The 17316-nt window shown below is 37.7% G+C and carries 22 protein-coding genes and 1 pseudogene; 14 read left to right on the top strand and 9 right to left on the bottom strand.

Going from position 1 to position 17316, the window contains the following annotated elements; all coding sequences use genetic code 11:
• Positions 1 to 72: 72 nt before the first annotated feature.
• From MMG00_RS10240 to MMG00_RS10205, 8 genes are all read left to right on the top strand, one after another.
• On the top strand, positions 73 to 975 hold the full coding sequence (locus tag MMG00_RS10240) for an MFS transporter (protein ID WP_242147996.1): 903 nt from the start codon (positions 73 to 75) through the stop codon (positions 973 to 975).
• Positions 976 to 1104: 129 nt separating this feature from the next.
• A complete protein-coding gene (locus MMG00_RS10235) occupies positions 1105 to 1758 on the top strand; it encodes a response regulator transcription factor (RefSeq protein WP_242147994.1) in 654 nt (217 codons plus the stop codon).
• A gap of 26 nt (positions 1759 to 1784) precedes the next feature.
• The gene (locus tag MMG00_RS10230) at positions 1785 to 3185 is read left to right on the top strand and encodes an ATP-binding protein (RefSeq protein WP_242147992.1); all 1401 of its coding nucleotides are present in this window, start codon (positions 1785 to 1787) and stop codon (positions 3183 to 3185) included.
• 225 nt (positions 3186 to 3410) lie between these two features.
• The gene (locus tag MMG00_RS10225) at positions 3411 to 3782 is read left to right on the top strand and encodes a YgiW/YdeI family stress tolerance OB fold protein (RefSeq protein WP_242147990.1); all 372 of its coding nucleotides are present in this window, start codon (positions 3411 to 3413) and stop codon (positions 3780 to 3782) included.
• Positions 3783 to 4039: 257 nt separating this feature from the next.
• The gene (locus MMG00_RS10220; protein ID WP_242147987.1) at positions 4040 to 4486 is read left to right on the top strand and encodes a hypothetical protein; all 447 of its coding nucleotides are present in this window, start codon (positions 4040 to 4042) and stop codon (positions 4484 to 4486) included.
• Positions 4487 to 4621: 135 nt separating this feature from the next.
• Positions 4622 to 5008 (top strand): helix-turn-helix domain-containing protein, encoded by a 387-nt coding sequence (locus MMG00_RS10215; protein WP_242147986.1) that lies wholly within the window; start codon positions 4622 to 4624, stop codon positions 5006 to 5008.
• Entirely contained in the window at positions 4978 to 5709 is a 732-nt protein-coding gene (locus MMG00_RS10210; RefSeq protein WP_349775527.1) for an IS3 family transposase, read from the top strand. Before MMG00_RS10215 ends, MMG00_RS10210 begins: the two co-directional genes overlap by 31 nt.
• Positions 5710 to 5750: 41 nt before the next feature.
• A complete protein-coding gene (locus MMG00_RS10205) occupies positions 5751 to 6137 on the top strand; it encodes a helix-turn-helix domain-containing protein (RefSeq protein ID WP_242147986.1) in 387 nt (128 codons plus the stop codon).
• A 223-nt stretch (positions 6138 to 6360) separates the two neighbouring features.
• Here MMG00_RS10205 and MMG00_RS10200 read toward each other — a convergent pair.
• Positions 6361 to 6855, bottom strand: a pseudogene (locus tag MMG00_RS10200) (IS256 family transposase); the annotation flags it as partial.
• A gap of 239 nt (positions 6856 to 7094) precedes the next feature.
• Between MMG00_RS10200 and MMG00_RS10195 the strand changes: the two are divergent.
• Entirely contained in the window at positions 7095 to 7949 is an 855-nt protein-coding gene (locus tag MMG00_RS10195; RefSeq protein WP_242147984.1) for a DMT family transporter, read from the top strand.
• Positions 7950 to 8020: 71 nt separating this feature from the next.
• Here the strand turns inward: MMG00_RS10195 and MMG00_RS10190 are convergent, their stop codons facing one another.
• Positions 8021 to 8653 (bottom strand): GrpB family protein, encoded by a 633-nt coding sequence (locus MMG00_RS10190; RefSeq protein WP_242147982.1) that lies wholly within the window; start codon positions 8651 to 8653, stop codon positions 8021 to 8023.
• Positions 8646 to 9428 carry a GNAT family N-acetyltransferase gene (locus MMG00_RS10185; protein ID WP_242147980.1) on the bottom strand — a complete coding sequence of 261 codons (783 nt, stop codon included), beginning with the start codon at positions 9426 to 9428 and terminating at the stop codon, positions 8646 to 8648. Before MMG00_RS10185 ends, MMG00_RS10190 begins: the two co-directional genes overlap by 8 nt.
• Before the next feature lie 302 nt (positions 9429 to 9730).
• Here MMG00_RS10185 and MMG00_RS10180 point away from each other — a divergent pair, with 302 nt between their 5' ends.
• Together MMG00_RS10180 and MMG00_RS10175 are read left to right on the top strand one after the other, a co-directional pair.
• Positions 9731 to 10531: an AzlC family ABC transporter permease gene (locus tag MMG00_RS10180; RefSeq protein ID WP_242147978.1), complete on the top strand. Its 801-nt coding sequence runs from the start codon at positions 9731 to 9733 to the stop codon at positions 10529 to 10531.
• Between the two features lies 1 nt (position 10532).
• Positions 10533 to 10847, top strand: a complete 315-nt coding sequence (locus tag MMG00_RS10175) for an AzlD domain-containing protein (protein ID WP_242147976.1) — start codon at positions 10533 to 10535, stop codon at positions 10845 to 10847.
• 253 nt (positions 10848 to 11100) lie between these two features.
• On the opposite strand, the gene MMG00_RS10170 is transcribed toward MMG00_RS10175, so the two are convergent.
• The gene (locus tag MMG00_RS10170) at positions 11101 to 11598 is read right to left on the bottom strand and encodes a YbaK/EbsC family protein (protein ID WP_242147974.1); all 498 of its coding nucleotides are present in this window, start codon (positions 11596 to 11598) and stop codon (positions 11101 to 11103) included.
• Positions 11599 to 12069: 471 nt separating this feature from the next.
• Between MMG00_RS10170 and MMG00_RS10165 the strand changes: the two genes are divergently transcribed.
• Entirely contained in the window at positions 12070 to 12618 is a 549-nt protein-coding gene (locus tag MMG00_RS10165) for a PadR family transcriptional regulator (RefSeq protein WP_242147972.1), read from the top strand.
• A gap of 65 nt (positions 12619 to 12683) precedes the next feature.
• Positions 12684 to 12935 (top strand): DUF2798 domain-containing protein, encoded by a 252-nt coding sequence (locus MMG00_RS10160; RefSeq protein ID WP_242147970.1) that lies wholly within the window; start codon positions 12684 to 12686, stop codon positions 12933 to 12935.
• Positions 12936 to 13165: 230 nt separating this feature from the next.
• On the opposite strand, the gene MMG00_RS10155 is transcribed toward MMG00_RS10160, so the two are convergent.
• The 4 genes from MMG00_RS10155 to MMG00_RS14365 all read right to left on the bottom strand — a co-directional run bounded on the left by MMG00_RS10155 (position 13166) and on the right by MMG00_RS14365 (position 15085).
• Positions 13166 to 13714, bottom strand: coding sequence for a TetR/AcrR family transcriptional regulator (locus tag MMG00_RS10155; RefSeq protein WP_242147968.1), 549 nt, complete (start codon positions 13712 to 13714; stop codon positions 13166 to 13168).
• A 6-nt stretch (positions 13715 to 13720) separates the two neighbouring features.
• Entirely contained in the window at positions 13721 to 14059 is a 339-nt protein-coding gene (locus tag MMG00_RS10150; RefSeq protein ID WP_242147966.1) for a DMT family transporter, read from the bottom strand.
• Between the two features lie 169 nt (positions 14060 to 14228).
• Entirely contained in the window at positions 14229 to 14762 is a 534-nt protein-coding gene (locus MMG00_RS10145) for a hypothetical protein (protein WP_242147964.1), read from the bottom strand.
• A gap of 233 nt (positions 14763 to 14995) precedes the next feature.
• The gene (locus tag MMG00_RS14365; protein WP_432805943.1) at positions 14996 to 15085 is read right to left on the bottom strand and encodes an AraC family transcriptional regulator; all 90 of its coding nucleotides are present in this window, start codon (positions 15083 to 15085) and stop codon (positions 14996 to 14998) included.
• 942 nt (positions 15086 to 16027) lie between these two features.
• On the opposite strand from MMG00_RS14365, the gene MMG00_RS10135 reads away from it, so the two are divergent.
• The gene (locus MMG00_RS10135) at positions 16028 to 16585 is read left to right on the top strand and encodes a GNAT family N-acetyltransferase (RefSeq protein ID WP_242147960.1); all 558 of its coding nucleotides are present in this window, start codon (positions 16028 to 16030) and stop codon (positions 16583 to 16585) included.
• A 74-nt stretch (positions 16586 to 16659) separates the two neighbouring features.
• Here the strand turns inward: MMG00_RS10135 and ycaC are convergent, their stop codons facing one another.
• Positions 16660 to 17283 carry an isochorismate family cysteine hydrolase YcaC gene (gene ycaC / locus MMG00_RS10130; RefSeq protein WP_242147957.1) on the bottom strand — a complete coding sequence of 208 codons (624 nt, stop codon included), beginning with the start codon at positions 17281 to 17283 and terminating at the stop codon, positions 16660 to 16662.
• Positions 17284 to 17316: the final 33 nt, after the last annotated feature.

Genomic DNA, 17316 nt, shown 5'->3' with positions numbered 1-17316 from the left:
CGCCGATTTCTAACACCTATTGGTTTTTTAGTCGCAGGATTAGGATTATATGGCATTAAGCGAGAAGAAGATTTGAATCATAAACGGTCGATGGATCCTATTGGGCAAATTCTTGCAATTCTCATCCTTTCAGGATTAACTTATGGGCTGATCAATCTTTCTGCTAATAATTTATCACTGCAGAGCCTATTGCTATTTATGATAGTTGCATGCTTATTATGGCTCTTTTTATGGCAGCAGTTTCATAGCAAAAATCCCTTAATGCCCTTAGATCTCTTTAAGGATTGGCAATTCTCCCGTTTCAATATTGTCTCTTTTGTCATAGGATTTACCACTTATAGCAATATCTTCTTCTTATCGCTTTTTTTCCAAAATGCACAAGGTTATAGTGCGATTGAAACAGGATTGCGGATGACGCCAGAGTTTTTAGCAATGGGCGTTTGTTGCATGACTTATGGGGTTTACTCTCGCTATCTTTCCGCTAAAGGATTATTAATGGTCGCGATGGTTTTATTGACGATTGCATCTCTCTCTTTAGCTTTTATTGGCAGGGAGACAAGTTATTGGATCATCGCCCTTCAATTAACGATTTTTGGAATCAGTATGGGGGTTTCTATTCCGGCAATTAGCCTACTTTTGTTGCAAGATGCGCCCAAAAATCGATTAGGCATTATTTCAGGATTAATGAATGCCTTTAGACAAACAGGGATGACAATTAGTATCGCTCTTTTAGGCGCAATGATGACTAAAGGCGCCATTTCCACCTTATCTGAAAGATTAGGAGCCTTTAGTGGGGGAAATGGACAGATTGCAAGTGATATTATTATTCATAATATGTTGCCGGAAGATCTATCTATTACTTGGGTGCAAGATGCTTGGGTATCTGGTTTTCATTATGCGATGATTGGCTCAGCGTTAGCAGTCATTTTAGTGCTTTTACTCTTTATTCCCGTTAAAAGAGCATCTTTTAGTTAAAAGCATTAATTTTTTGATGAAGATTTAGATTCAGATACGCATTTTCCCTTATGATAGAGAGATCATATATTTTTATATGAACGATGGCTTGTTAAGACTTTCTTAAGAAAAAAGGATTAGGGTAAGCGTATGAAAATATTATTAATAGAAGATGATCTTTCGCTGGGTGAAACCATACAAAAATGGTTAGAGCTTGATGGCTATATTGTCGATTGGTTAAGCAATGGCGCAGATGCAAAAAATGTGACGGTCGATACCTATGATTGCCTTCTATTAGATAGAGGGCTTCCTGGATTATCAGGGGATATGATATTAAAGCTCTTTCGGGGGCAGAAAAAGTCCCTGCCAATTATTATGATTACGGCAAGAGATAGTATCGCTGATCGGATTGAAGGGTTAGATCTTGGGGCTGATGATTATTTAGTTAAGCCATTTGATCTTGAGGAATTATCGGCAAGAATCAGGGCAATCTCTCGGAGAACTAGCCAGCAAACTTCGGCAATTTTTACACACGCGGATGTCACATTAGACCCTGCGACAAAGATTGTACAAAAGTCTGAAGAGTCCGTGAGCTTAACGGCTAAAGAGTATGCCGTATTGCATACATTGATGCAGCATCCAACGCGAACCTTTACGAGAGAAGAGCTAGAAGATAAGCTCTATGCATGGGGCAATGAGGTGGAGAGTAATGCGGTGGAAGTCCATATTCATCATCTTCGTAAAAAGTTAGGAAATACCTTTATTCGTACAAGAAGGGGACTTGGGTATACGTTAATTCAGTAACGAAATCCCTTAGATAGGAGGCATCATTGAAACAGAAGATTCGAAAATTTTTCAGACGAAAACGAACCTATTCGCTTCGTGGTACTCTTATTGCCGGCATTATTACTTCAACACTGATTCTCTGGGGAATCAGTTTTGCGATTACAACATTTGTCAGCTGGAATCAGACAAAAGATGTGCTAGATGAAGCCTTAATTCGCTCAGCTCAAGTTTTATCACAGTTTGTCGATCGAGGTTCAGAGCCTAATCGTGATTGGTTGCGCCGAGGTTACGGGCGAGTAGACCTTGATGAGGACCATTTTTATTTTCAGGTCATTAGCGATGGCAAGGTCATTGCTAAAAGTAGTAGAGCACCTAATATCCCTTTTGTGCAACGTTTTAAAGGGCATAAAGGCTTTGCTGAAGTGAGCATTAATGGCGATCCTTGGCGGGTTTTTGTTTTACAACGTAAACATTCTGCTTATGAGATTCAAGTGGGGCACGCGGTTGAAATGCGCCATGAGTTTTTAGAAGATCTAATTGAAGAGTTAGTCTTTGCCGGTTTAATAGTTCTTTTAATCTCTATCTTATTTAATGCTTTATTAGTCTTTTTTGGGTTAAAACCCTTAACGAAGATTTCGCATCAATTAGCAAAACTTTCTCCTAAGCGTTTAACGCCTATTTCAGTCAATGCTCATAGCCAAGAAATCGTTGCGATTGAGGATTCACTCAATATGTTATTAACGAATTTAGAGATTGCCCGAAAGCATGAGAGACAATTTACCGCCGATGCTTCTCATGAGTTAAGAACGCCTTTAAGTGCGATTCAGATGAAGCTTCAGCTTCTGCAGCGCCAAGCACCGGAATTAACAAGCGCATTAGCGCCGCTACAACATGATGTAAGAAGAGCGACTCATTTAATTGAGCATCTCTTAATTTTGGCACGTTTAGATCCGATGTCGATGGACTCCTCAGATGAATTACCAAAAGAGGAGGTTCAAGTGGATACACTCTATGCAGAGATGCTTGAAGCGTATCGCGATGCTTTAAAAGCAAAATCGATGTGTATTAAACAAGAGGTAACTCATCTATCGATATTTGTAAATCATGATCTTTTACTCGTTGCTTTAAAAAATATCTTAGGTAATGCGATTAAGTATTCTCCGATTTCCACAACGATTACAGTAGATGCAAAAGTCGTTGGAGATAAGATCGAATTAGTTATTGGCGATAATGGGGCCGGTGTTAATCAGGAAGAGTTATCACGATTATCTCAACGATTTTATCGAATTTTAGGGACTAAAGAGACAGGAAGTGGCTTAGGATTATCGATTGTGAAGAAAATCGTCGAGCTTCATCAAGGGGAATTAAAATTCCGCTCAAAGCCTGAATATCAAGGTCTAGAAGTGACAATCACAATCCCTAGAAAGATCATATCTAGAAATTAAATACAGAGATTTATAAATTAATTGAATAGCTTAAGATTTAGTTAAGGTTAATAGGTTGTAATACAACTATGAAATGAATCTTGAGAGTTTCCCCAAAGACAAAAAGATTCGAACATCATAAACCCATATTTTAAATCTTTGTCTTAAGACTTCTTTAAGAAAAGAATGTTCTAATGACTCATATAGATAGCGATATCTAACATTTGTTAATAATAGGAGTTGTATATGCGTAAATTAACATTGGTTGCAGCACTTTTAGTAGGATCATCAGTAGCATTTGCTCAATTTACAGGTGAGACACAAACGGGTGGCTTTAAAGGTCAAAGCGCAACAAATAATAGTACAACAACGGTTAAAGAAGCATTAACCCTCAGAGATGATACAAAAGTCACTTTAGAAGGTTCTATAGTGAAGCATCTTGGTGGTGAAAATTATCTCTTTAGAGATGCAACTGGCGAAATCTCCATTGAGATCGATCATGATGATTGGAGAGGCGTGCAAGTAGGTCCTGAAGATACAGTTATTATTTATGGTGAAGTAGATCATCATCGCCATAGAGCAACAGATATAGATGTTGATCGTATTATCAAAAAATAACATTTTATAAATTATTCCTTATAAATGTAGTACAAGTCTCCCAAATCCCTCTTAATAGAGATTTATATAGCAAGTGTGAATCTTAATAAGGGTATAGCTCCATAATTTATTATGGGGCTATTTTTTTAGGTAGGGGAAAATGATATCTTTTCTAATTCAATGGGTTATTTAATTTCTCTTAAGATTTCGTTAAGGTTTGAATGGTGTAATAGAACTATGAAAAGCAGTATCACGAAACCAACTCATAAGGAGATTGAATGATGCGTAAATTCATTATAGTATCAGCTTTAGTTTTAAGTTCATCGGTTGCTTTTGCACAGTTTACAGGTCCAACAGTTGAGCGTGATTCTCAACCAAGACGCGATAATATGGGGCAATGGCAAGATCATCCTCGTATGAATAGTGATAAGGGACAACCTAACCACGTTCGAAATCATCAAAATATGCGCCATGATAATCATCGAGCAGAAGGACCAAGACATCGTCAGATGAATCAACAAGGTTATCATCGTGATGGTTCCCGCCATCAACCTCAGCAATATCATCATAGTGGACGAAATCATGGAGAATATCGTAAAGCTCATCAGCATCGTGGTGAAATGAGACAGCATTCTGGTCATCGTCAAGAGATGCACCAAGGTTCTCGTTCAGAGCGAAGAGATCATACGCCTCGCCATCAAAGACGCCATTTTAATAATAGATAATTTTTCTGTTAAGGGAAATTAAGACATCATATAAAAGCCTACATCTTATCTTCCATAGGATGTAGGCTTTTTTGTTTTAGATGATCCGTCCTAAATAACGTTGACAACTTTACTGGTTTAATTTGGAGAAACTAGATGACAACGTACATTAAACGAACTCAAAAAGATTACACTTTGGCTTTTAAACTTGCCGTAGTTGCAGAGGTTGAAGCTGGTGCAATGACTTATAAACAAGCCCAACACCATTATGGTATTCAAGGTCGTTCAACGGTTTTAGTTTGGTTGAGGAAATATGGCGTGCTAAATTGGAAATCAGAAACTCCCAATATATTAAGGCTCGATATCATGAACAAACCTATTGAAAAGACACCTGAACAGAGAATCAAAGAGCTTGAGAAGAAGTTAACTGACAGCCAAGATAAAAACCAATTTTTTGAAGAACTTTTTAGTTATATGGAAAATGATATGGGAATTGAGTTACCAAAAAAGCTATCACAGAGGCTAAAAGAGAAGGGAAAGTAACAGCCTCAATCAGTAAGATCTGTAACTATTTAGGTTTTTCAAGACAAGCCTATTATCAATGGAAAGCTCGACAAAAACAGAAATCAGAATATGAAGCTTTGGTGCTTGATAAAGTCATTGGTATACGTTTGCAACAACCTCGATTAGGGACTCGTAAGCTTCACTATTTATTACCAGAATTAGGGTTTAGTATTGGAAGAGATGCATTATTTTCGCTTTTAAAGAGACATCGGATGCTCATCCCAAGAGCCAAAGCGTACCATAAAACTACCAATAGCTTACACCGTTTTTATAAACACCCTAATTTACTAGAAAACCTTGAAATAACAGCACCTGAACAAGCTTGGGTAGCAGATATTACCTATTTTCCAACACACAATGGAACGAGTTACATCAGTTTAATTACAGATGCTTTTTCTCGAAAAATAGTGGGTTATGATGTATCAGATACTTTAAAAGCAGATTCATCAGCCAGAGCTTATGAAATGGCCTTAAATAACCGTGTAAGAACAGGTGTTTTACGCCATCATTCAGATAGAGGAATACAATATTGTTCTGATCAATATCAGAAGATCCATGAGAAACATGCAGTATTATGTTCAATGACAGAAGGTGGTAATTGTTATCAAAATGCTTTAGCGGAGAGAGTTAATGGAATTTTAAAGAATGAGTATTTGTTTATAAAGCCTGATCCGTCCTAAATAACGTTGACAACTTTACTGGTTTAATTTGGAGAAACTAGATGACAACGTACATTAAACGAACTCAAAAAGATTACACTTTGGCTTTTAAACTTGCCGTAGTTGCAGAGGTTGAAGCTGGTGCAATGACTTATAAACAAGCCCAACACCATTATGGTATTCAAGGTCGTTCAACGGTTTTAGTTTGGTTGAGGAAATATGGCGTGCTAAATTGGAAGTCAGAAACTCCCAATATATTAAGGCTCGATATCATGAACAAACCTATTGAAAAGACACCTGAACAGAGAATCAAAGAGCTTGAGAAGAAGTTAACTGACAGCCAAGATAAAAACCAATTTTTTGAAGAACTTTTTAGTTATATGGAAAATGATATGGGAATTGAGTTACCAAAAAAGCTATCACAGAGGCTAAAAGAGAAGGGAAAGTAACAGCCTCAATCAGTAAGATCTGTAACTATTTAGGTTTTTCAAGACAAACCTATTATCAATGGAAAGCTCGACAAAAACAGAAATCAGAATATGAAGCTTTGGTGCTTGATAAAGTCATTGGTATACGTTTGCAACAACCTCGATTAGGGACTCGTAAGCTTCACTATTTATTACCAGAATTAGGGTTTAGGAGCCTGTAACATATTTTGTGTAAGTTGATTTGTTACAAATAATCAGTGATTCGATTATCAAAGTGAATCATAAACCAATTCATTGCCGATCGCCAATTTTTGATCGGCATTGTCCACTTTTGAGAAGCACTTTCTACTGCCAGATAAATCACTTTTTTTGCTGAATCATCAGATGAAAATATCTTACGCTTTTTCGTAGCATGACGAATAACACTGTTAAGAGATTCTATCGCATTAGTTGTATAAATAGCCCGACGAATCTCCTCCGGATAATCAAAAATAGAACGGATATTAGGCCAGTGATTGTGCCAAGATTCTGCTATTTTGGGGTATTTATTAATCCATTCTTTCTCAAAAGCCTCTAAAGCCTTAATCCCATTTTCCTCAGTAGAGGCTTGATAAACTTCTTTTAAACCTCTAGTGACCGATTTGTAGTCTTTCCAACTGACAAAACGAAGGCTATTTCTAACCATATGAACAATACAAAGTTGTATATTAGTTTTGGGAAAAACTGTTGTTATTGCCTCTTCATCGGGTGTTATAACCTGTCAACGTATTTTAGGACGAGACAAGAGAAAAAAGAGGTAGATTTTTCTGAGATGGTTGTTATGATTAAAAACCGAAATCACCATTAATTATGGTGAACCTATCAAAAAATCTTTAAGGAGTTAGTTGTGGTTGTACGTGTAGTAGTTCCTGAATAATTTAATTTTAAATTAGAAAAATTATTAATTTTAAAGCTTGCAATGATGCAAGAGGATTTACTATGCAAATTAAAAAACAACTATTATCGCCAACATCGGCAATGATACTCTTTGTCCTTCTTTGGGGCAGTGCTGCGATTTTTACCCGCTGGGGATTAGATAACTCATCTGTATTTTTATTACTCTTATGGCGCTATGGCGTCGCTTTTGGTGTGCTTTTATTACTGGCAATTCGTACTAAAGAGTGGTTGCCGAAGAAAGGGACTCGCCTTTATGTATTAAGTACAGGTGCACTTTTAATCGGGGCTTATTCGATCTGTTATTTTCAAGCAATGAAATATGGTGTAACTCCGGGAATATTAGCAACCTTATTAGGTGTACAGCCGATTTTAACGCTATTTTTGTCTGAAAGGCATTATCCACCGCTTCGTATTATCGGTTTATTATTAGCTTTTATGGGATTAGTCCTGATTGTCTTTAAGGGGATTGTTCCAACAAAGATGAGTATGCTTGGCGTTTGGTATGCGATTGGTGCGCTATTTTGTATTACAATTGGCACATTGATGCAAAAGAAAATTGCGCAAAAGCCGCAAAGAATCTTGCCACTTCAATATGCAATTACGATTGTGATCTGTCTTTTGTTTTTACCAACAGAAGAGATCTATAGCACGTTTACCCTAGGTTTTTGGGTGCCGGCATTATGGCTTGGGATTGTGATTTCGGTGATTGCGCAGCTCCTTCTTTATCATCTTATCCGTACTGGGAATTTGGTGAATATTACGAGCCTTTTTTATCTAGTACCTATTGTCACGGCCATTTTGGATTATCTGATTTTAGGTAATGCAATGTCTTTGATGGCGATGTTAGGTATGGCCGCAATTATTGCCGGCATTATGTTGGTGTTTAAACGTCGGTAATTAGAAATAATAAAAGCCCAAGCACTAATAATGTTTGGGCTTTTTACTAGTTTTTGATCACTATTTAAAGCTTAGATTTCTTTGAGCTTTGTAAAAATCCTCTGATAGATAGCTTTCACAACCGCTGATTTTTGCTGATTGTATCCCTCTGCAGTAATTGCACCATTAAGGGCTTTGACCTTTGCAGTAACATAGGTTTCACAATCTTCGGGATGATCGATTAACCAATCTCGAAATAGCAGATGGCGAAAGTGCTCAGGACAGTTTTTGGGGAGTACATGTAAATTAATCTCTGGATCGTGGTGTTTTAGCATGCGATGCTGATACCAAGAGAGTTCACGAATTACAAGATCAAATCCTAAAACTTCTAATGCGGGAATGTAGTTTTCCTCTTTACTGGGGTCTTCGATAATGAGGTCAATATCGATAATTGGTTTTGCTATTAAGCCAGGAACGGCTGTAGAACCAACATGTACAATTGCTAAAGCGCTATTTCCAAGAGCATTCTGGATCTTCTCTTTATAGAGAAGAAAGGTTTCTGCCCACTTGGTATCAAAGGGGACGACTTTTAGATCCTTTACGATCGCGGGCTCTCCCTGAACCCAAGGATTTTCATTGGGATCACTCTCTGCAAATGTCATAATCGCTTCTTGATGCGCCTTTAGAACCCCAGGGAAAATTGCTACAGATAGAGATTTAATCATGATATTCCCACGCAAAAGCTTCATATTCAAAAAGGGCTTTAAACCCTAGTTTTTGATAGATTGATAATCCCGCAGTAGAAGATTCTAAAGCAGCAATGGTTGCCCCTTTCTCTTTGGCAAAAAGAAGCGCATGTTGAATTAACGTTGTTGCGTAACCTTTTCCTTGTTCGTGAATATCGGTGCCGATATCATCAAAGCGAGCCCCTTCTTTGGTGAGTGTTAAGCTGAGATTACAGACAGGAATGCCGGCAACCCTTATTACAAAATGATGAATTGGCGCGTGATTAGTGAGCGCTTCTTCATGTGCTTTTTGATATTGGGCGGTGATCTCTAAATCAAAATCTGTTAATGCTGTTTCTCCATCACTAAAAGCGGTACTAAGTGGTTTTGCCCAATCATCAAGCGGTGCTTTGATTTCATTGATCAAAAAATCATTGACTCTATTAGTCAGCGGTTGCCATGTGGTTAAATCTAACATCATGGCAGTGGTTGGATCTTCGGGAGATAGCTGTAAGGATTCTTGATGATCATTAAGAAGCTTTGATGCTGCTCCTTTTTCACAAACAATGGTGGCATCTCGTTTTTGACTGCGATACCAGTTGAGCGCATTTTCTAAGGCCGAAAGTGAAGCGCCATTTTCCACATATAGTAAGTTAAAGCCCGCAACAGCGGTGACAGAGCTTAAGTATGCTTGAATATGAGGTTCATGATAACTCTTGATACTCAGCGCATTCCAGAATATTTTTTCTAATTGCTTAAATGTGGTGTAGTTCATTCATAACCTTTTGTGACCAAATAATAAATCATCCCTAATATTGTGCAATAGATTCGCATGAATGAGATTGTTTTCATGTTTTATCGTGGGTGGGAAAACCTAGATTGATAAGGAATCTTGATAAGGGGATGTGGGATTGTTTTTCGGTTAATTTGTCGATGATAGAGCAATTCGATAAATCAAGCTAATGAAATAATCATTACGGTTGAAAATTTGATTGTTTTTCTTGCAGATTTCTCATACGATGGCTGACCATCGGTCGAAAAGATCGCGCTTGTATTTAGATAAAAAAGATGAGAAAGATGCAACGTAAGCAAGTTGGAAAAATACGCCTGCACTATTTTACGCAGGGCATGATCGCTATGTTACCTTTAAGTATTGCCGTCATTCCATGGGGCATTTTAGCAGGGTCAATGGCTGTTAATGCGGGATTATCAATTCCTAAAGCCATTGCAATGTCGGCATTAGTTTTTGCAGGTGCCGCGCAGCTTGTTAGCCTTGGGCTCCATATGTCAGAAACTTCCAGTATTGTCATTTTATTAACGGTCTTTTTCCTGACTTCTCAGCATTTTATCTATGCTCTTGTCTGGCGAGATAAAGTTTCACATTATTCATTAAAGAGTCGTTTAGGTGTTGGTTTTTTACTAACGGATGAACTCTTTGCTCTAAGAGCGAATGAGCCTAAACATAATCGCTTTTATCTTTTAGGGGCAGGGTTATGTTTTTATCTTTTTTGGGTGATCTTTAGTATTGTTGGGATTGTGCTTGCTTCGGCAGTCCCTAATTTGGATCAGTTTCATTTAGATTTCTCAATTGTTGCTATATTTGTACCGATTATTGTGGGGCTTATTAAAAGTCGGGCAGCGGCTGCAGGTGTTGCTGTTTCATGCACTATTGCGATGATCTGTTATCTTTTCGGTATTCCGGGGACGCTGATTATTGCTGGCGTATCAGGAATGTTTGTCTCAGCGCTTATTGAGACAAGAATGTTGAAGAGAGAAAAGCTCATAAAGTCAGATTCAGAAGAGGCAGCTAAAGAGTTAGAGATGGATTTAGTAGAAATAAGTTCTGCAGAAGCAGGCTCAATGGAAGGGAATCGCTAATATGTCATGGATGTTAATTATTGGAATGACCTTCATTCTCTTCTTTAACCGCTACTTCTTCTTAGAGCCTAAAGTTGCGGTAAAGTTGCCGATATTTATTGAGAGAATGCTGCGTTATGCTGCGCCTTGTCTTCTTAGCGTCATCTGTATTCCCATTATCTTTTTTGATGCCGAGGGAAGTATTAAGCCTTTTTTAAATAATGCGTATCTTTATGCGGCAATCTTTGCTTGTATCATTTCATTAAAGATCCGTAACGTACTTTTAAGTCTTATTTGCAGCATGGTTTTTTTCTATATTTTGCTATTTCTGCTGTAAGGATCGATATTTAACCGTGTTAAATAAGGGAGCAAGATGCCAGATTGCACGATTATCTTGCTTCTAAGTTGATACGCCGGCAATCTGATTTTAGTCTCTTTTAAACCGATTCTACTATAGGAATCACTTTAGTAAAAACATGAGATTGGCTTTAATAGCGGGCTCGTGTTTGTTAAAAGGATGCGGGCATTCGTCCCCGCGGTGCAAGGATCTTAAAGGGGCTTAAAAGGTATTAAAGCATTTTCGAAAAAAACTATTCACTAGCGACAGAAACCCAAGTCGCATCTACCATCATTTCAAGGGCTTGAGGAGACGCTTGGAATACGGCTTTAGGGTGACCTGCTGCGGCCCAAATGACTTCAAATCGTTTGAGTGACTCATCAAGAAATATTTTACAAGTTGATGTATGCGCTACTGGTGATACGCCGCCAATGGCAAATCCTGTTTTTTCTCTTACAAAATCAGCGCTCGCTTTCCCGAGTTTACTGCGGGAGATCTCCAAAAGGGCTGTTACTTTCTTTTCATCAACACGTTTATCCCCACTGATAATGACTAAAATAGCCTCATCATTGACAAGATTATGAAAGATAATGCTCTTTGCAATTTGAGAGATTTCGCATTGTAGACTATCAGCAGCTTCTTGCGCTGTTCGCGCCGAATCATCAAGCATAATCGGTCTGTGAGGGTGAGATTTTTGAGCTAAAAATTTTGCTACTCTTGTTATCGCTGGATGTGTGGGGGTGTTTCCCATGATATCTAGTCCTTTGGTAGGTATTCATAAATGAGATGGTGATATTATTTTTAGACTTCTCTTTATGATTTATTTTAATAAAATGATGGCATGATTGCGAGTTAAAGCATCAAAAGAAGCATTTTGTAGATGGTGCATTATTTTTTATAGTGAAATAGGATCAAAACAGGCTGATTTAAATACCGGCGCATCGACTATTAACAATAAGAAATATGTTCTATCCGGCATCTTGCAAATACTGTTTAATACGCACCTTTATAGATTTATGCAAGGCTGGAGGGAATGTTTCGTGTTCTTTCTAAAATCCCGTGCCAGCTGTTTAAGACTTATTTTTCTTAAACTGAATTGACTATAAATGGCTTTTGAGAATGATTCTTAAAAAAAGGTTTACTTTTTATATCGATATATCTATAATTGTTTTCGATATAGATATATCTGTATCTATATGATCATTAAAAGATCGAGGCTATTATGCAAGAGAAAAAGGATGAATTGCCAGTGGTAAAAGGGCAGGAAGCATCTCATGGTAAACGGTTAAAGAGACTGTTTGAACGAGGTGATCTTCAGCTATTGATATTACTGCAATTGAAGACTCAAAATGCCCATGGTTATGAGTTAATGAAACTGATTAACGAGCAGACTGCTGGCATTTATGAGCCAAGCCCTGGCGTTTTATATCCCACATTGTCAATGCTAGAAGATCAAGGCTTTATTGAGCAAGATACCAGCGAAGTTAGACGAAAGATTTATAGGATTACCACAATAGGGCAAGTTTTTTTAAAAGAGCACTATCCTCGTGTAGAACAGATCAAAGCACGATTGAGCTCCATTGATTTGCTACAAAATAAGATGGGAACATCTGATGGACTTAATGAAGCGATTGGAAAGTTTAAGATGTTAATACGACATCAAATTTGCCAAGATCAGCTCTCTAAAGCGCAGATGAACCAAATTATTGAGATTATCCATCGTGCAACAGATGATATTGAGAAAGCCTATCAAAAGATTATTAATCAGTAGAGAAGCTTTTTCCGTAAGCGTTAACGTAACTCAACGCGTCTATTTTTGAGTAATGGAGATTGAATATGACTCAAGCAACATTGGACCGTTTTAAGTTACCACCTGCAGCAATGCATTTTTTAGTACCACTTTTTTTATCATGCGCAATGTCGTGCATTGTTTCTCTAATCAGTACGCTTCGTAGTTTGGGATTTGGAGATTTTGAATTAGTGGGATGGTTGTTATCATGGATGTTATCGTGGGCAATTGCATTTCCCTGTGTATTGATTATTTTACCAATTGCTAGAAAGCATGCTTTAAAGTTGGTTAAACAATAAGTTTTAACAATGAAATAAAAAAGTCCCTTATCGTATAAGATTAGGGACTTTTTTTGTTATTCAATTTATAGTCGATTCGGTTTAAGAAAACTCTCTTAAAAGTACAAATAGGACGGCGTGGGAATCAAATCAGCCAGCATAATGCCAGATAGAACTATTTTTTCATTTCTCATCACCGATGCGCCGGGAATGTGGGTTAGTCACTTTTAAACCGGTTTTATTATAAAAAACTACTTTTGGATATTGTGAGTTTGGGCAATAAGATATTGCTCAATCTTGGTGAGATTGTGTAAGGAGATGCCGGCAAGGGCATTAAACCATATACCATCTGTCGTTAATCTAATGAGCTCAAGTTCGAGCGAATCTTCTTTGAAAAGCGCTAGTTTTTTTTCTAGCCATTGACTCCAAATTTGTGATAATCCTGGCGTATTGAGCATTGCGGAGATAATCTGTTGGTTGGGGATTTTATTTCTTAAACCATTGATGGAGCTAATAATATAAGCTCTGGTAAATCGTCCGTAAGAATGAGGATCATTAGCAATTAGTACTTCAATCTCTGCTTCTAAGTCAAGAATCGTCTTTTCATAAACAGCGGCTAAAAGTGCCATTTTAGTGGGGAAATGATGGAGTAATCCCCCTTTTGTAATGTCGGTTGCATCGGCAACTGCCTGTAGGGAGGTTTGCTCCACGCCTTGCTCTAGAATTAACTGTGTTGCGTTATCAATAAGCGCTGATCTAACGAGTTCGGGTTGTTTTTTACGTTGATAGGGATTTTTCATCGTCCGTTAGATCGCTTTAGAAAAAACATTAATAATCACAACGCCAAGTGCAATAAAAGCAAGTCCAATCGCAGCCGGAATATCGATCGCCTGCTTAAACCAAAAGTACCCAACTAAGGTCACAAGTAAAATCCCAACGCCGCTCCAGATCCCATAAGCAATTCCTACGGGAACAACTTTTAATGTGTGAGATAAGCAGTAAAAGGAAGCAGCATAGAGGATAGCGACCAAAATAGAGGGAACGACTTTGGTAAATTGCTCTGATTTTACTAAAAATGAAGTTGCAAAGACTTCTAGGATGATGGCAAGGCTGAGCATTGAGTAGCCAAAAATTAATGGATTCATAAATATTCCCTTGATTATTTTTCGGATAAAGATACCATGTGGTTGGTTTGTTTAGCAAGAGATTTTATCAAGCTATCAATCTAAAAAAAGGAGCGAAGAGAAGCGCTTAAAAGAAAATAGCGACTAATAATAGTCGCTATGAAATGGGGGGTGTGATAGGGGCTTAAAGTTATCTAATAAGTGCCGGTACGTTGATATTATCTTTAAGAAGCACCTCTAGTTTACGATCATCTAGTTTGCTATAAATTGCTGATTCTTGTTCATTACTAAGTTTGACAGCGACAATTCCATTATTTGATTTATAAAGTTCGGTATGGAATTTCTTGGTGATATTTTTTCGCTCTACTCTTCGTGGTTTCCCCGCATCATTAATATGTTTCTCATAGATATGTTGGGTGAGAAGTTTATTTGTTTCATCAAATGTCCATGTAAAGAGCTCTGTTTTCTGAGATTCCTCACGCGTCCCTTTTTTGATGGTATTGGTGTAGCGAAGACCTGTTTTATTTGGGAAGAGTACGGAAACATTGGTTAATTCTTGCGGCGCTCTATTTGACCCTATCACAGCCCAAGGCCCCAATACTTGATTGGCAGTAACAGATTCCGCAATACGGGTGTTTTTAGTGCCAGAGTTATTATCAACGGTTGCACATGATATGACTAATAGGCTCAAACAGATCAGAAAACTTTTCTGGAGGAATTTCATAAATATCGTCCTAGGTTGAGGGTTTATTGTTATAAAAAGGCGGTTCAACAATTTGGGGCGAAAGATTCTCATTTATATTGATAACACTATAATTCGCTTTTTCTTGAAGACCAAGTATTTGATTCAATAATTATCGAATTAACTTTATTATTAAATAATATAAAATGATTAAAGTGAGCTTTCTTTCATGAACCAAGCGCGTTAGGGGCTTTTTTAAAGCCGGTGATTTTACTTTAAAGGTTCTGTTTTCTAAATTCAGATAATGTCATTTGTGTCTGTTTTTTAAAATAACGAGAGAGATAAGAGGGATCTGTGAAATGCAGAATTTCTGCAATTTGCTCAATGGAGTTTTGGGTGTTTGCTCAATGGAGTTTTGGGTGTTTGCTAAAAGGCGTTTAATTTCTAAAATGACTTGTCGGTCAATTAATGTTTTTGGGGCATCATTTAAGATCACTTGACTAATTTTTGCGAGATAATAAGGAGTAATCGCAAGCTTATTTGCGTAAAACTGTACGGACCGCTCAGCTTTTGCATGTTTAGTGATGAGATCCCAAAATCGCCAGCAAAGCCTCTCTTGCCGGCTCTGTTTCTGTTTTTGATCAATATTTTTCCCCGGTACTAAATTTACAACACTTAGGAAGAGATTTTGCAGGTGATTACGAAGCATAATACGCTGATATTTACTTGTTTCTTGATAGATAAACCAGAGCTGTGTTTGCCAAGCATCGAGCGCTTTGGAGAAATCTTTGGACGCTTTTAAGATAGGGTGATCATGCAGGTAGTTAAAGAGGGGATTGGGTAATTCATAAGCGACTTCTGCCGCAAACTCTCGTTTTAAAAAGCATCCCGATGCTAAAAAATCTTCCGAGCGATAGCGGAGTATGACGTGTGCATCATCTGCTACAAACAGAATATCGCCTTCTTTAAGTGTATGAGCGATAAAGTTAATGGTGAATCTTGCTGTGCCTTTCTCGCAAATTAAAAGATTGATATAAGCAAGTTGCAGCGGTTGATCTATTTCTACTTGTAAGGGAATTTTTTGTAGAAAATAGGTTTGTTCACTTCTCCAGTAATCCGTACTTTTTGAGATCATAGTTTTGTTTTTCACATCTATAAAGTAGTATTTTAACATTAATGAGCTTGATAGTTGTTAAAAGTACCTAAAGTGGCAAGGGAATGTCATTTTCTTTAAAAACCTTTTCTCTACAATAGCGCTTTATTGGTGAGGAATAATCATTAGCCCTAAAATAGAGAAGGAAAATAGTATGCCGTTAGAAACAGAAAGAATGATCCTGCGCTCTTTTAAAAAGAGCGATGCAAAAGCCCTATATGAATATGCTAAAGATGATCGTATCGGTCCGATCGCCGGCTGGCCACCGCATCAATCAGAAGTTGAAAGTTTAGAGATTATTCAAACAGTTTTTGCCGCTCGAGAAGTTTACGCCATTACCCTAAAGGATGATTTAGCAAAAGGTCAGGACCATGTCATTGGCATGGTAGGATTACTTATTGGCGAAGATAGTAATTTTGCTATTGCAAAAGATGAAGCAGAATTAGCCTATTGGATTGGTGTCCCTTATTGGGGGAAAGGTTTAGTCCTTGAGGCTTCTAAAGCTGTGATTAAACATGCTTTTAATCACCTTGGGATGCGTGCATTATGGTGTGGTTTTTATGAAAATAACGCCCAGTCTTTTAGAGCACAGGAAAAATGTGGCTTTAAGATCATTCGCACGGAGGAGAATCAATATAATCAGTTTATGGATGAGTATCGAAAAGAGCATATTAGCTTCTTATCTAAAGAAACATGGCGAGGCTCTCGATAATAGTGATAAAAAAGCGAAGGTTTGTTAAGACCTTCGCTCTTTATATAGGGATGTTTATTGGGAATTAGTGTTTGTTATTTTGAATTTTGCATTGTATAGCTTGTCATTAAGTTTTTATAATCAGAGATATATTTGGTAAAGAGCGCTCCTAATCCTTCCACATCATTACGCCAATCTCTATGCAGCTCACAAGCAACGCCAAACCATGACATCATCTGGGCACCATTGGCGATCATTCTCTCCCACGCAGCATCACGCGTTATTTGATTAAATGTTCCTGAAGCATCTGTAACGACAAATACGTCATAGCCTTCTTCTAATGCAGAAAGGGCAGGAAAGGCAACACAGACTTCGGTGACAACGCCGGCAATAATGAGTTGTTTTTTTCCTGTAGCTTTAATCGCTTTGACAAATCCCTCATTATCCCAAGCATTGATTTGACCTGGTCTTGCGATAAATGGGGCATTAGGGAACATCTCTACTAGCTCAGGGATTAAAGGACCATTAGGACCATCTTCAAAGCTGGTAGTTAAAATTGTCGGGAGATTGAAATATTTGGCAGATTCAGCAAGCGCTAGAACATTATTTTTAAATTTATCAGGCTCAATATCACGGACTAAGGATAATAATCCCGCTTGATGATCAACAAGTAACACAACAGCATCTTCTCTATTTAAACGAACGTACTCTTTTTTCATAATCTTATTCCTTATATGATGGTATTTAATGAA

Source organism: Ignatzschineria rhizosphaerae, from assembly GCF_022655595.1.
GTDB lineage: Bacteria > Pseudomonadota > Gammaproteobacteria > Cardiobacteriales > Wohlfahrtiimonadaceae > Ignatzschineria > Ignatzschineria rhizosphaerae.
This window is presented reverse-complemented; position numbering and strand designations above follow the sequence as displayed.